The sequence below is a fragment of the Streptomyces sp. NPDC101490 genome, from assembly GCF_044767145.1.
Classification (GTDB): Bacteria; Actinomycetota; Actinomycetes; order Streptomycetales; family Streptomycetaceae; genus Streptomyces.
In genome coordinates, this window is record NZ_JBIWNI010000004.1 from 155,165 (window position 1) to 167,944 (window position 12,780).

The 12,780-nt window shown below is 72.6% G+C and carries 14 protein-coding genes; 10 read left to right on the forward strand and 4 right to left on the reverse strand.

Going from position 1 to position 12,780, the window contains the following annotated elements; translation table 11 throughout:
- Positions 1-3: 3 nt before the first annotated feature.
- Positions 4-1,350, reverse strand: a complete 1,347-nt coding sequence (locus ACIRQY_RS11830) for a D-arabinono-1,4-lactone oxidase (protein ID WP_403924171.1) — start codon at positions 1,348-1,350, stop codon at positions 4-6.
- Complete coding sequence (locus tag ACIRQY_RS11835) at positions 1,283-2,554, reverse strand: MFS transporter (RefSeq protein ID WP_403924174.1); 1,272 nt, start codon at positions 2,552-2,554, stop codon at positions 1,283-1,285. Before ACIRQY_RS11835 ends, ACIRQY_RS11830 begins: the two co-directional genes overlap by 68 nt.
- Positions 2,555-2,729: 175 nt before the next feature.
- On the opposite strand from ACIRQY_RS11835, the gene ACIRQY_RS11840 reads away from it, so the two are divergent.
- Positions 2,730-3,857 (forward strand): ferrochelatase, encoded by a 1,128-nt coding sequence (locus ACIRQY_RS11840; protein WP_403924177.1) that lies wholly within the window; start codon positions 2,730-2,732, stop codon positions 3,855-3,857.
- A gap of 18 nt (positions 3,858-3,875) precedes the next feature.
- Positions 3,876-4,694 carry an inositol monophosphatase family protein gene (locus tag ACIRQY_RS11845; RefSeq protein WP_403924685.1) on the forward strand — a complete coding sequence of 273 codons (819 nt, stop codon included), beginning with the start codon at positions 3,876-3,878 and terminating at the stop codon, positions 4,692-4,694.
- 177 nt (positions 4,695-4,871) lie between these two features.
- Here ACIRQY_RS11845 and ACIRQY_RS11850 read toward each other — a convergent pair whose 3' ends face one another.
- On the reverse strand, positions 4,872-5,048 hold the full coding sequence (locus tag ACIRQY_RS11850; protein ID WP_351793720.1) for a hypothetical protein: 177 nt from the start codon (positions 5,046-5,048) through the stop codon (positions 4,872-4,874).
- A gap of 369 nt (positions 5,049-5,417) precedes the next feature.
- On the opposite strand from ACIRQY_RS11850, the gene ACIRQY_RS11855 reads away from it, so the two are divergent.
- The 4 genes from ACIRQY_RS11855 (at position 5,418) to ACIRQY_RS11870 (ending at position 9,097) form a co-directional block, all read left to right on the forward strand.
- Positions 5,418-6,071 (forward strand): response regulator transcription factor, encoded by a 654-nt coding sequence (locus tag ACIRQY_RS11855; RefSeq protein WP_351793715.1) that lies wholly within the window; start codon positions 5,418-5,420, stop codon positions 6,069-6,071.
- A 4-nt stretch (positions 6,072-6,075) separates the two neighbouring features.
- A complete protein-coding gene (locus ACIRQY_RS11860) occupies positions 6,076-7,317 on the forward strand; it encodes a sensor histidine kinase (protein ID WP_403924180.1) in 1,242 nt (413 codons plus the stop codon).
- Positions 7,318-7,712: 395 nt separating this feature from the next.
- Positions 7,713-8,009 carry a DUF4193 domain-containing protein gene (locus ACIRQY_RS11865; protein ID WP_003955561.1) on the forward strand — a complete coding sequence of 99 codons (297 nt, stop codon included), beginning with the start codon at positions 7,713-7,715 and terminating at the stop codon, positions 8,007-8,009.
- A gap of 11 nt (positions 8,010-8,020) precedes the next feature.
- Positions 8,021-9,097 (forward strand): hypothetical protein, encoded by a 1,077-nt coding sequence (locus ACIRQY_RS11870; protein ID WP_403924183.1) that lies wholly within the window; start codon positions 8,021-8,023, stop codon positions 9,095-9,097.
- A 237-nt stretch (positions 9,098-9,334) separates the two neighbouring features.
- Here the strand turns inward: ACIRQY_RS11870 and ACIRQY_RS11875 are convergent, their stop codons facing one another.
- Positions 9,335-9,850 (reverse strand): DUF3093 domain-containing protein, encoded by a 516-nt coding sequence (locus ACIRQY_RS11875; RefSeq protein WP_403924185.1) that lies wholly within the window; start codon positions 9,848-9,850, stop codon positions 9,335-9,337.
- A 58-nt stretch (positions 9,851-9,908) separates the two neighbouring features.
- Between ACIRQY_RS11875 and ACIRQY_RS11880 the strand changes: the two genes are divergently transcribed.
- The 4 genes from ACIRQY_RS11880 (at position 9,909) to ACIRQY_RS11895 (ending at position 12,700) form a co-directional block, all read left to right on the forward strand.
- Positions 9,909-10,493, forward strand: a complete 585-nt coding sequence (locus ACIRQY_RS11880; RefSeq protein ID WP_351781188.1) for a PaaI family thioesterase — start codon at positions 9,909-9,911, stop codon at positions 10,491-10,493.
- The gene (gene dut / locus ACIRQY_RS11885; protein WP_351781190.1) at positions 10,493-11,005 is read left to right on the forward strand and encodes a dUTP diphosphatase; all 513 of its coding nucleotides are present in this window, start codon (positions 10,493-10,495) and stop codon (positions 11,003-11,005) included. Before ACIRQY_RS11880 ends, dut begins: the two co-directional genes overlap by 1 nt.
- 1 nt (position 11,006) lies before the next feature.
- On the forward strand, positions 11,007-11,771 hold the full coding sequence (locus ACIRQY_RS11890; protein WP_351781192.1) for a DUF3710 domain-containing protein: 765 nt from the start codon (positions 11,007-11,009) through the stop codon (positions 11,769-11,771).
- 176 nt (positions 11,772-11,947) lie between these two features.
- Positions 11,948-12,700 (forward strand): ABC transporter ATP-binding protein, encoded by a 753-nt coding sequence (locus ACIRQY_RS11895; RefSeq protein ID WP_403924188.1) that lies wholly within the window; start codon positions 11,948-11,950, stop codon positions 12,698-12,700.
- The last annotated feature ends 80 nt before the right edge of the window (positions 12,701-12,780 follow it).

The window sequence follows — 12,780 nt, forward strand, 5'->3', positions numbered from 1 at the left end:
CGGTCAGTCGCCCAGCACCCGGCGCAGGTAGTCGTTGGCGAAGAGCCGGTCCGGGTCGAGCCGGTCGCGCAGCGCCGTGAACTCGGCGAAGCGCGGATAGACCCCGGAGAAGTAGGCGGCGTCGCGGGTGTGCACCTTGCCCCAGTGGGGGCGGCCCGCGTGCGCCGTCATGATCCGCTCCACCGCCGTGAAGTACGCGTGGTGGGGCGTCCCCCGGTAGAGGTGCACGGCGATGTAGACGGTGTCCCGCCCCGAGGCCGTGGACAGCGCGATGTCGTCCGCCGGGGCGGTCCTCACCTCCACCGGGAAGCTCACCTTGAGCGGCGAGCGCTCGACCATCGCCTTCAGCTCGCGCAGCGCGCCGACCGCCGTCTCACGCGGCAGCGCGTACTCCATCTCCAGGAAGCGGACCCGGCGCGGCGAGGTGAAGACCTTGTACGGGATGTCGGTGTACGTACGGGCCGACAGGGCCCGGCTGGAGACCCTGGCGATCGAGGGGATGACCGGGGGCACGGCCCGGCCCAGCGAGCACGCCACCTGGAAGAGGCCGTTGGACAGCAGCTCGTCCTCGACCCAGCCGCTGACCCGGCCGGGAGGAGCGGCGGGACCCGCGCTGCGGTTGTTGCGCTTGGTGTTGCAGTTGTCCGTGTGGGGGAACCAGTAGAACTCGAAGTGCTCGTTCTCCGCGTGCAGCGCGTCGAACTCCGAGGTGACCCGGTCGAAGGTCATCGGCTCCTCGCGCGCGGTGAGCAGGAAGACCGGCTCCACCGCGAAGGTGATCGCCGTGACCACGCCCAGCGCGCCCAGTCCGATCCTGGCGGCCGCGAAGACCTCCGGGTTCTCCTTCGCCGAGCAGGTCAGCAGCTCGCCCGAGGCCGTCACCAGCTCCAGCTCGCGGATCTGCGCGGCTATGGAGGCCGAATCGCGGCCGGTGCCGTGCGTCCCGGTCGAGGTGGCCCCGGCGACGGTCTGCTCCATGATGTCGCCCATGTTCGTGAGCGACAGGCCCTCCCGGGCCAGCGCCACGTTGAGCCGCTTGAGCGGGGTGCCCGACTCGACCGTGACCGTCATCGCCCCGCGGTCGATCCGCCGGATGCCGGTCAGCAGGCCCGGCCGGATCAGCACGCCGTCGGTGGCGGCGATCGAGGTGAAGGAATGGCCGGTGCCGACCGTCTTCACCCGCAGCCCGTCGGCCGCCGCCCGGCGCACCGCCTCAGCAAGCTCCTCGGCCGAAGCCGGACTCACCTCCCGCACGGGACGGGAGGTGACGTTCCCCGCCCAATTACGCCACGGACTGTTCGCCGTCCCGGCGCTCCCCGACCCCGCTGACCTCGTCGTCGTCCCGCTCACGCTGCCCCTCCCGGTTCGGCGTCGGCCTGCGCAGCCGACGGTGTCCGAGGAGACCCACCGCGGCCGCGAGCGCGCCCGCGACCACGGGCACCACGTACCCCGCCTCCGCGCCCGACGCGTCCACCACCCAGCCGGCGGCCGACGCGCCGAGCGCCACGCCGACCGCGAGCCCGGTACCCGTCCAGGTCATGCCCTCGGTCAGCTTGGTGCGCGGTACGTGCGCTTCGACGAGGGCCATCGTGGTCACCATCGTCGGTGCGATGGACAGGCCCGCGACAAAGAGCGCCACGGCCAGCAACGGCAGGTTCCCGGCCAGTAGGAGGGGGATCATACTCACGGCCATCGCGCAGAGGCCCAGGAGCCAGCGCCTGGACGGCTCGCCCTTGAGGTGGAGCAGCCCGAAGACGGCTCCGGCCAGACAGGAGCCGAGCGCGTAGACGGCCAGGACCAGGCTGGCGGCGGCCTTGTGGCCCTGCTCCTCCGCGAAGGCCACCGTCACCACGTCGACCGATCCGAAGATGGCGCCGGTGGCCACGAAGGCGAGCGCCAGGACCTGGAGACCGGGGGAGCGGAGCGCGGAACCGCCCCGGTCCTCGCCCTTCCCGCCGTGGGGGACCGGCTCGGTGGCGCGCTGCGCGGTCAGCCAGAAGACGCCGATGGTGAGGAACACCCCGGCGAACAGCGGACCCGCCTCGGGGAACCAGACCGTCGACAGACCGATCGAGATGATCGGGCCGAAGATGAAGCACACCTCGTCGACGATCGACTCCCAGGCGTACGCGGTGTGCAGCCGCCGCGCGTCGCCCCGGTAGATCTCCGCCCAGCGGGCCCGGGTCATGGCGCCCACGCTGGGCACACAGCCGATCACCGCGGTGAACACGAAGAGCGTCCAGTCCGGGGTCCGCTGCTGCACACAGACGAGCAGCCCGGCGGCGGCCACCAGCGAGACCAGGGTCACCGGGCGGAGCACCCGGCGCTGCCCGTGCCGGTCGACCAGGCGGGAGACCGCCGGGCCGAGGACGGCGGCGGACATCGCGAGCGTCGCCGACAGGGCTCCGGCCAGCCCGTACCGGCCGGTCACCTGCGAGATCATGGTCACGATGCCGATGCCCATCATGGACAGCGGCATCCGGCCGAAGAATCCCGCGACGGAGAACGAGGCGGCGCCGGGCGCCGCGAATATCGCGCGGTAGGGACTGGGCAAGGAGGTCTCCGGATCTCCGCGCACGGGCGCGGCCTCCGCGAGGTCACCCGGAGCGGGTGTCCACACGTGTAATTGAGGGCTAAAGCCTACGGCGGTGAAGTCGATGGGTCATCCCCCCTTTTTTCCGGACGGGCCGCGCCCCGCGCCCTCCGGACCGGGTGGGAGGATCGGTGCCATGTCCGATCAGCACGATCCCGCCCCGTACGACGCCCTGCTGCTGCTCTCGTTCGGCGGCCCCGAGGGCCCGGACGACGTGGTCCCGTTCCTGGAGAACGTGACGCGCGGCCGTGGCATCCCGAAGGAACGGCTCAAGGAAGTGGGGCAGCACTACTTCCTCTTCGGCGGCGTCTCCCCGATCAACGACCAGAACCGCGCGCTCCTCGAAGCGCTGCGGACGGACTTCGCCGCCGCCGGTCTCCGGCTGCCCGTCCACTGGGGGAACCGGAACTGGGCGCCGTACCTCACCGACACCCTCCGCGAGATGATCACCGACGGGCGGCGCCACATCGCCGTCCTCACCACCAGCGCGTACGCCTCCTACTCCGGCTGCCGCCAGTACCGAGAGAACCTCGCCGACGCGCTCGCCACCCTGGAAGCGGAAGGCCTCCCGCTGCCCCGGGTCGACAAGCTCCGGCACTACTTCAACCACCCCGGCTTCGTCGGGCCCATGGTCGAGGGCGTCCTCGCCTCCCTCGCCGAACTCGACCCGGCCGTGCGCGACGGGGCCCACCTCGCCTTCACCACCCACTCCATCCCCGACTCCGCCGCCGACACCTCGGGACCCGTCACCGAGCACGGCGACGGCGGGGCCTACGTCCGCCAGCACCTCGACGTGGCGCGGACGATCGCCGACGCGGTCCGCGAGGCCACCGGCGTGGACCACCCCTGGAAGCTCGTCTACCAGTCCCGCAGCGGCGCCCCCCACATCCCCTGGCTGGAGCCCGACATCTGCGACCACCTGGAGGAACTGCACGCCGCCGGGGCCCCCGCCGCCGTCATGGTCCCGATCGGCTTCGTCTCCGACCACATGGAGGTCCGCTACGACCTCGACACCGAGGCCACCGCCAAGGCGGCCGGACTCGGACTGCCGGTCCGGCGCTCCGCCACCGTCGGCGCCGACCCCCGCTTCGCCGCCGCCGTCCGCGACCTCCTCCTGGAGCGCGCCGCGACCGAGCGGGGCACCAGGGCCGAGCGGTGCGCGCTCGGCGCCCTCGGACCCTCCCACGACCTGTGTCCCATCGGCTGCTGCCCGGCCCGCGCGGAGCGCCCCGCCGCCGCGGGCGCCGACAGCCCCTACGCCTGAGGAGTCCCCGTGACCGACGTGACCGGGGCGAGCGCCCCGCAGGACCCGCTGCTCGCCGAACTGCTCGCCCTCGCCCTGGAGGCCGCCCGGCGCGCCGGAGCGCTGCTGCGCGACGGCCGGCCCGACGACCTCGCCGTGGCGAGGACCAAGACCAGCCCCATCGACGTCGTCACCGAGATGGACATCGCCGCCGAGAAGCTGATCACCGGCTTCCTCGCCGAGCACCGGCCGCACGACGGCTTCCTCGGCGAGGAGGGCGCGGCGAGCCCCGGGACCAGCGGAGTCCGCTGGGTCATCGACCCGCTCGACGGCACCGTGAACTACCTCTACGGCCTCCCCACCTGGGCCGTCTCCATCGCCGCCGAACGCGACGGCGAGGCCGTGGTCGGCGTCGTCGAGGCCCCGATGCGCGGCGAGACCTACCGGGCGGTCCTCGGCGGCGGCGCGTGGGCGGGGGACCGGCGCCTCGCCGTCCGCCCCTCGCCCGCCCTCGACCAGGCGCTCCTCGGCACCGGCTTCGGATACGTCCAGGCCCGGCGCGCCCATCAGGCCGAGGTGGCCCGGCGGGTGATCCCGCTCGTCCGCGACATCCGGCGCGGCGGCTCGGCCGCCGTGGACCTCTGCGACGTCGCCGCCGGACGGCTCGACGCGTACTACGAGCGCGGGCTCAACCCCTGGGACCTCGCGGCGGGGGCCCTGATCGCCCGCGAGGCGGGCGCCCTCACCGGAGGCCGCCGGGGCGAGCCGGCGTCCGGAGAGCTGACCCTGGCGGCCTCCCCGGGCCTCTTCACGCCCCTCCAGGACCTCCTGGAGGAACTGGGCGCCTGGCACGACTGACCGGCTGCCCCCTCCGCCACGACGGCGGACGCGCGAGGGCCCCGGTGCCGGGATCGGCGCCGGGGCCCTCGCACGTGGCGCGTCCCGGAGCGGGCGAACCACTCCGGGACGGGTGTGACAGGTAAGAGCAGGTGTGGTGGGTGGGACAGGTGAGACGGGAGTGGTGGGTCCGCAGGGTCAGTGACCCGGCGCGGAGACCTCCACACCGTGCTCGGCGGCCAGCCGGTGCAGGTCGTCGAGCTCTGCCAGCTCGACCTCCACCAGGTAGTCGTCGCCCGTCTCACGAGCCCGCGTGAGGTCGGTCTGCGTGGTCCTGATGCGGTGCAGCAGTCCTGCGGTGAAAGCGTCCATCATGCGCCCCCTCGTCATGGGTCCGGCGGCACGGGGGTGTGCCGGAGGTGGGTGGATCACGCGCTGCGGCCTCTGGGGGACAGAGAGCGGTAGGTGGCGCGCCACATACAGGGCGTGATCACGGGGTGTGCAGTCGTCCTCCCCAAGCGCTCCCTCGGAGAAACCTCAACTGGCCCGGAAATCCACCGGATTCCCGGTAACCGGCCAACCGCCCCATGGCCTCCCGCCACCCACCGCCCGGCGGGGAAGCCCCCCGCACAGCCGTCTTACAGCCGGTTTACGCGCGTACGGGGCAGGATGGACACGCACATTCCGTGCTCAGGTTCCAGCCGGTCCCGTCCCGGACCGATGCTCAGCGGGAAAGGAAACGACGTGCGCGTACTCGTCGTCGAGGACGAGCAGCTGCTCGCCGATGCGGTGGCCACCGGACTGCGCCGGGAGGCCATGGCCGTCGACGTCGTGTACGACGGCGCCGCGGCCCTGGAACGCGTCGGGGTGAACGACTACGACGTCGTCGTCCTCGACCGCGACCTGCCCCTCGTCCACGGGGACGACGTCTGCCGCAGGATCGTCGAGCTGGGCATGCCCACCCGCGTCCTGATGCTCACCGCCTCCGGCGACGTCAGCGACCGCGTCGAGGGCCTGGAGATCGGCGCGGACGACTACCTCCCCAAGCCCTTCGCCTTCGCCGAGCTCACGGCGCGCGTGCGCGCCCTCGGCCGCCGCACCAGCGTGCCCCTGCCGCCCGTCCTGGAGCGCGCGGGCATCAAGCTGGACCCGAACCGCCGCGAGGTCTTCCGCGAAGGCCGGGAGGTCCAGCTCGCGCCCAAGGAGTTCGCCGTCCTGGAGGTCCTGATGCGCAGCGAGGGCGCGGTCGTCTCGGCCGAGCAGCTCCTGGAGAAGGCCTGGGACGAGAACACCGACCCGTTCACCAACGTGGTGCGCGTCACCGTCATGACCCTGCGCCGCAAGCTCGGCGAGCCGCCGGTCATCGTCACGGTGCCCGGTTCCGGGTACCGGATCTGACCCGATGGCCACCACCCCCGCGCCCCATCACCCCCAGGCGCCGCCGAAACCGACCTGGGACCCCCGGGACCCGGTCCGGCCGCTCCTGCGCCCGACCATCCGGATACGGCTCACCCTGCTGTACGGCGGGATGTTCCTCATCGCGGGCATCCTGCTGCTCTCGATCATCTACCTCTTCACCGCGCAGGCCCTCACCGACAGCGTCTCCGAGCTGCCCTTCAAGGTGGTCGAGGGCAAGGTCCAGCCCACGACCTCCTGGTGCGAGCTCCCCGTGCAGGGCACCGGCGAGCAGCTGAACGACGCCGTCTCGGTCTGCCTCCGGCACCAGAGCGATCTGGCGTTGGAGGATCTTCTGCGGCGTTCGTTGTTCGCGTTGCTGGGGTTGAGCATCATCGCTTTCGCGTTCGGTTACGCGATGGCGGGGCGGGTGTTGTCGCCGTTGGGCCGGATCACTCGTACGGCGCGTCAGGTGGCGGGTTCGGATCTGTCGCGGCGGATCGAGCTGGACGGTCCGGACGATGAGCTGAAGGAGCTCGCCGACACTTTCGACGAGATGCTGGACCGGCTGGAGCGGGCTTTCAGTGCCCAGCAGCGGTTCGTCGCGAACGCGTCGCACGAGCTGCGGACGCCGCTGGCGATCAACCGGACTCTTCTGGAGGTGCATCTCTCGGATCCTGGGGGGCCGGTCGAGCTGCAGCAGCTGGGGAAGACCCTGCTGGCGACGAACGAGCGCAGTGAGCAGCTCGTGGAGGGTCTGCTGCTGCTGGCCCGCAGTGACAACCAGATCGTCGAGCGCAAGCCCGTGGATCTGGCCGAGGTCGCGGAGCGGGCGGTGGACCAGGTGCACGGGGAGGCGGAGGGCAAGGGTGTCGAGATCCGGGGTGTGCGCGCTCCGGCGGTCGTCCAGGGCAATGGTGTCCTGCTGGAGCGGATCGCGCTGAACCTGTTGCAGAACGCCGTGCGGTACAACGTGGCGGAGGGCGGCTGGGTGGAGGTGAGGACCGAGACCGGGCCGGGTCAGGCGGTCCTGGTCGTCTCGAACACGGGGCCCGTGGTCCCGGCGTACGAGATCGACAATCTCTTCGAGCCGTTCCGGCGGCTGCGCCAGGAGCGGACCGGGAGCGACAAGGGCGTCGGTCTCGGCCTGTCGATCGCCAGATCCGTGGCCCGTGCGCACGGTGGCCGTATCATCGCGGAGCCCCGCGAGGGCGGCGGCCTCGTGATGCGCGTCACTCTGCCGATCTGACACACTGCACGGGCCGACCGGTTCCGTTCGCTTTGGGCGGAATTCCGGAACCCCGATCCTGAGACGCTCATGTGTGATCGATCACAGGGGGAGGGGCCTGGCCCCCCACTCTCCGTGACCGGGAAATCCCTCGGAAAACCTGGAAAAGTCCGGGTTTCCGGGGCCCGTAATGACGGGAAGTACACGGGGTGGTGCGCGTGAGGCGCACCCCGCGGACCGTGTACGGTCCGGTTCGCCACCCCAAGCCCGCCACTCGCGAGAGGGCGGGACGGGTGTCGATTGAGTAACAGACCTTGATGTGAGGCAAAATCTCCGCCTCAGGTCGGGCACAAGTCCGACCTCTCACGCGTTACGTGCGCTGAGACACCCGCAACCACCCAGAGGGGGAGAGCGACATGGCAACGGATTACGACACCCCACGCAAGACCGACGACGACGTCGACTCGGACAGCCTTGAAGAACTGAAGGCCCGCCGGAACGACAAGTCCACCTCGACCGTCGATGTCGACGAGTTCGAGGCCGCCGAGGGCCTGGAGCTGCCCGGCGCCGACCTCTCGAACGAGGAACTGGCCGTCCGGGTCCTGCCCAAGCAGGCCGACGAGTTCACCTGCATGAGCTGCTTCCTCGTGCACCACCGCAGCCAGCTGGCCAGGGAGAAGAACGGCCAGCCGATCTGCCGCGACTGCGACTGAGGTCGTCAGCCGTGACAGGTGACACACCGCCCCGGAAGCGACGTCTACGGCTCCCCGGGAGCCCGAAGGCGCACAAGGGCGGCTCGGGCCCGGCGGAGGGCGCCCACGGGGCTCCCGAGGCCGAGCACACCGCCGCCCCGTCCTTCCTCGGCGTACGTGACGACGAGCGGGGCCACCCGGCCTCGCTCGCGGTGGCCGCCGAGCCGGACCCGGCCCGCCTCCCGGCGGAGCGGGACACCGGGCGGAGCGACGCCCTCGACACGACGGACCCCGACGGGTCCCCGCGCGAGGAGGCAGGGCGGGACGGACGCTTCGGCGCCGTCAAGCGCCTCGCCAATCCCGCGCGCGCCCAGCTCGACAAGATCAGGATCGACTCCGGCCGGATCGACTCCGTCCGGCGCGGCGTCGCGCAGGGCGTCCGCCAGGGCGTGAAGCGCGGCGGCGACAGCGCCAGGGCGGGCATCGGCCACCTGGCCGACCGGCTGATCGATCTCGCCCCGCGGATCCCGGTCCGCGATCTGGCGACCCTGCGCAGGCAGTTTCCCGGGCTCGGCCCGGAGGAGCTCGCCGACAAGCTCGTCACGGGCGCGGCGAACGCGAGCTCGACCGTGGGCGCGAGCGTCGGCGCCGCCGCCATGCTCCCGGTGCCCCCGGCCATGCCCGCGGAACTCGCCGCCGAGATCACCGGCGTCGCCGCCGTGGAGCTCAAGCTCATCGCCGAGCTGCACGAGGTCTACGGACTGCGCCCCCCGGGCAGGCTCACCCAGCGCTCGGCCGCCTACCTGGCCTCCTGGGCCGAGGAGCGGGGCATCGACCCCACCAGACCCACCACGGTCAACGCGGCCCTGGGCGGCCAGCTCAAGCGCGAACTGCGCCAGCAGATCATGAAGCGCATGGTCCGCAACCTGCCGAACCTCATGCCCTTCATGGTCGGCGCCGCCGTCGGCGCGGTCATGAACCGCCGCGACACCAAGAAGCTCGCGGCGCACATCCGCAAGGACCTGCGCGAGCGCCGCGTCCCCTGGGAGACCCTCCGGGAGCTGCCCCCGCTGGAACAGCCGGAGAACCCCGGGGAACTGGGTCTCTAGCCGGACAGTCTCCAGCCGGACAGGGGCCCGGGGCGGCCTCCTCCTGGGCCCGCGCCCCGGACCCCACCAGGACCGGACGGCCGTCGAGCCCGTGAGCGGCAGCCCCCGGAACGGGCCCGTCGAGCCGGAGAGACCCGCTGCCGGCGGCCGGAGCCCCGGCCGCCGCTCCCACCGGGACCAGCGCGCGTGTCGTCCAGGGCCGTACGGGCCCGGTCGGCCCCCAGGCGTCCGTACCGGTCAGACCCCCGCGTCCCCACGGGCCCCGGGGCGCTCGGCGTCCAGCGCCGCCACCAGGGCCTCCGGCTCACGGCTGGAGAGGTACGCGTACGGGGTCGGGTCCGCCGGGTCCGTGATCTCGACCCGCACCGCGCGCGGCACATAGCTGCGCATCAGCAGGAAGGCGCGCGGATCGGCCTTGTACGTGCGCCAGGCGCGCGCCTCCTCCGGGTCCAGCACCTCGGCCGCCCCCAGGGCCGTCACCGGGATGCGCGCGTCACCCGCCACGAGCGACCCCGCCACCACGCGCACCCGCGCGGAGCCGTACGAGGAGACCGCCGCACCGGCCAGCACCGCGGCCACGATCAGACCGCCCAGCATCGGGACCGTACCCAGCGGGAACATGACCAGACCGCCGGAGAGGCCGAGCAGCCCGACGATCACCCACCACGAGCGCGGCGCCGTCAGCCGCTCGTCGAAGCGCGGCACGGCGGACGGCGTGGACGAAGAGGCCGGAGACGGCGCGGAAGGCTGCATGGGCCCAAGCTTGGCACGGCGCGACCCGCGCCCACCCGCGCGGGTAAGGTCTGCGCCTGTGACTGCAACATCTGCCGCCCTCACCCCGCCGCCCGACGCCATACCGCCGGTGCGCCACCCCGACGCGCCGGCCCCCGGTGAGCTGCTCGGTTCCCACTACGAGTACTGCTTCGGGTGCGGCGAGGGGCAGCCCCACGGCCTCCACCTGGCGGCGCGCGCGGGCGAGGGCGTGACCGTCACCGCCGAGTTCACCGTGACCCCCGACCACCAGGGCGCCCCCGGCCTCGCGCACGGCGGCGTCCTCGCCACCGCGCTCGACGAGACCCTCGGCTCCCTGAACTGGCTCCTCCGGGTCATCGCCGTGACCGGCAGGCTGGAGACCGACTTCGTGCGGCCCGTCCCGGTGGGCACCGTGCTCCACCTCCGGGCCGAGGTCACCGCCGTGGACGGCCGCAAGATCTTCTCGACCGGGATCGGCCGGATCGGCGGGCCCGAGGGCCCCGTCGCCGTCCGCGCCGACGCCCTCTTCGTCGAGGTCAAGGTCGACCACTTCATCGACAACGGCCGGCCGGAGGAGATCCAGGCCGCCATGTCCGACCCCGACCAGGCCAGGCGCGCCCGCGCCTTCGAGGTGAACCCCTGATGCGCAACCCCGTCGACGTACTGATCCGGCGTCTGGACCCGGACGTGCCGATCCCCTCCTACGGGCACCCCGGTGACGCCGGTGCCGACCTCGTGACCACCGAGGCCGCCGAGCTGGCCCCCGGGGAGCGCGCCGTGCTGCCCACCGGGGTCTCGATCGCGCTGCCCGACGGGTACGCGGCCTTCGTGCACCCCCGCTCGGGACTCGCGGCCCGGTGCGGAGTGGCGCTCGTGAATGCCCCGGGGACGGTGGATGCCGGGTACCGTGGAGAGATCAAGGTGATCGTGGTCAATCTCGACCCGCGCGAGACCGTGCGGTTCGAACGGTTCGACAGGATTGCCCAGATTGTCGTCCAGCAGGTCGAGAAGGTGCGCTTCCACGAGGTGGCGGAGCTTCCCGGTTCGGCGCGGGCCGAGGGGGGCTTCGGTTCCACCGGCGGTCATGCCGCCGTGGACGGCACAACGGGTGGGAATCGATACGCTTCGGTCGTATCCGACCGGGAAGGACAGTGACGTGTTCGGACGTCGCAAGAAGAGCGGTGCCGCCGAGGACGCGGCGGGCGAGGCCGAGCAGGTCGTCGACGCGGTGGACGGCGAGGGCGCGGACGCCGCGACCCGGCGCCGGGTGAACCTTCCGCCGGCGCCCCGGCCCGACGGGCCCTGGGACATCTCCGAGGTCGCCAAGCCCGAGGAGGGCCGCGTGGACCTCGGCGGTGTCTTCGTGCCCGGGATCGAGGGCATGGAACTGCGGGTGGAGGTGGCGGGCGACGCGATCGTCGCGGCCACCGTCGTCCTGCGGGACAGCGCCGTGCAGCTCCAGGCCTTCGCCGCCCCCAAGAACGAGGGCATCTGGGGCGAGGTCCGCGACGAGATCGCGACCGGCATCGTCCAGCAGGGCGGTGTCATCGACGAGGTCGAGGGCCCCCTCGGCTGGGAGCTGCGGGCCCAGGTGCCGGTGCAGCTGCCGGACGGCAACCGCGGTGTGCAGCTGGTCCGCTTCGTGGGCGTCGACGGACCCCGCTGGTTCCTGCGCGGAGTGATCTCCGGGCAGGGCGCGGTCCAGCCCGAGGCCGCGGGGCTGCTGGAGCAGATCGTCCGGGACAGCGTGGTCGTCCGCGGCGAGGGCCCGATGGCCCCGCGCGACCCGATCGTCCTCAAGCTGCCGGAGGACGCGCAGATGGTGCCGGACGGCGTGCAGCAGGAGGAGCAGGAGAACTCCCGCTTCTCCGGCGGCATGGGCCAGCTCCAGCGCGGTCCGGAGATCTCCGAGATCCGCTGAGCCACCTTCCCCGGGCCCGTCCCGGGGGGAGCCTCCGGGCTCCGCCGAGCGAGTGAACCTTCCGGTGGGCCGCTTCCCGTACGTCGGTACGGGAAGCGGCCCACCGGCCGTTTTCCACAGGTTTCTCCCTGTGGCTCTGGCCCTCGGACCCGGCGGCGGACCATACTGGCGGGCACATGTTCGAGGAGGGGGAGCACAGCGTGAGTGAGAGCAGCACGAGGTCCGCGACGGCCGTCGCCGAGGACCCGGCGGGCCCGCCGATGGTCCGGGTGGAGAACCTGCGCCGTTCGTACGGCACGGGAGAGGCCGCCGTCCACGCGCTGCGGGGGGTCTCCTTCGACATCCCGCGCGGCGAGCTGGTCGCGCTCAAGGGACGCTCCGGTTCCGGCAAGACGACGCTGCTGAACCTGGTCGGCGGCCTCGACAGCGCCGACGGCGGCTCCATCGTCATCGACGGCGTCGACCTCTCCACGCTCGGCGAGAGCGGGCTCCTGGAACTGCGCCGGGACCGGATCGGCTTCATCTTCCAGTCCTTCGGCCTGCTCCCCATCCTCTCCGCCGCGGAGAACGTGGGCGTGCCCATGCGGCTGCGGAAGGCGGACCCCGAGGAGCGCGAGGAGCGGGTCTCCCTCCTCCTCGGTCTGGTCGGCCTCGCGGACCACGCCGCGCAGCGGCCCGGTGAGCTCTCCGGCGGACAGCAGCAGCGGGTCGCCATCGCACGGGCACTGGCCAACAAGCCCGCCCTGCTCATCGCCGACGAGCCGACCGGCCAGCTGGACCAGGAGACCGGGCTCGCCGTCATGCAGCTGCTGCGCGCGGTGGTGCGCAGCGAGGGCTGCACGGCCCTGGTCGCCACCCACGACCCGCAGCTCCTCGGCCTGGCGGACCGGGTCCTCGAACTGAGCGACGGCGAGATCACCGAGCACTGAGGACGGCCTCCCCGGGGGCTCCCGCCACGGGGCCCCGGGGAAGGCCCGGGGGTCGTGTTCCCGACATCAGAATCACGTCA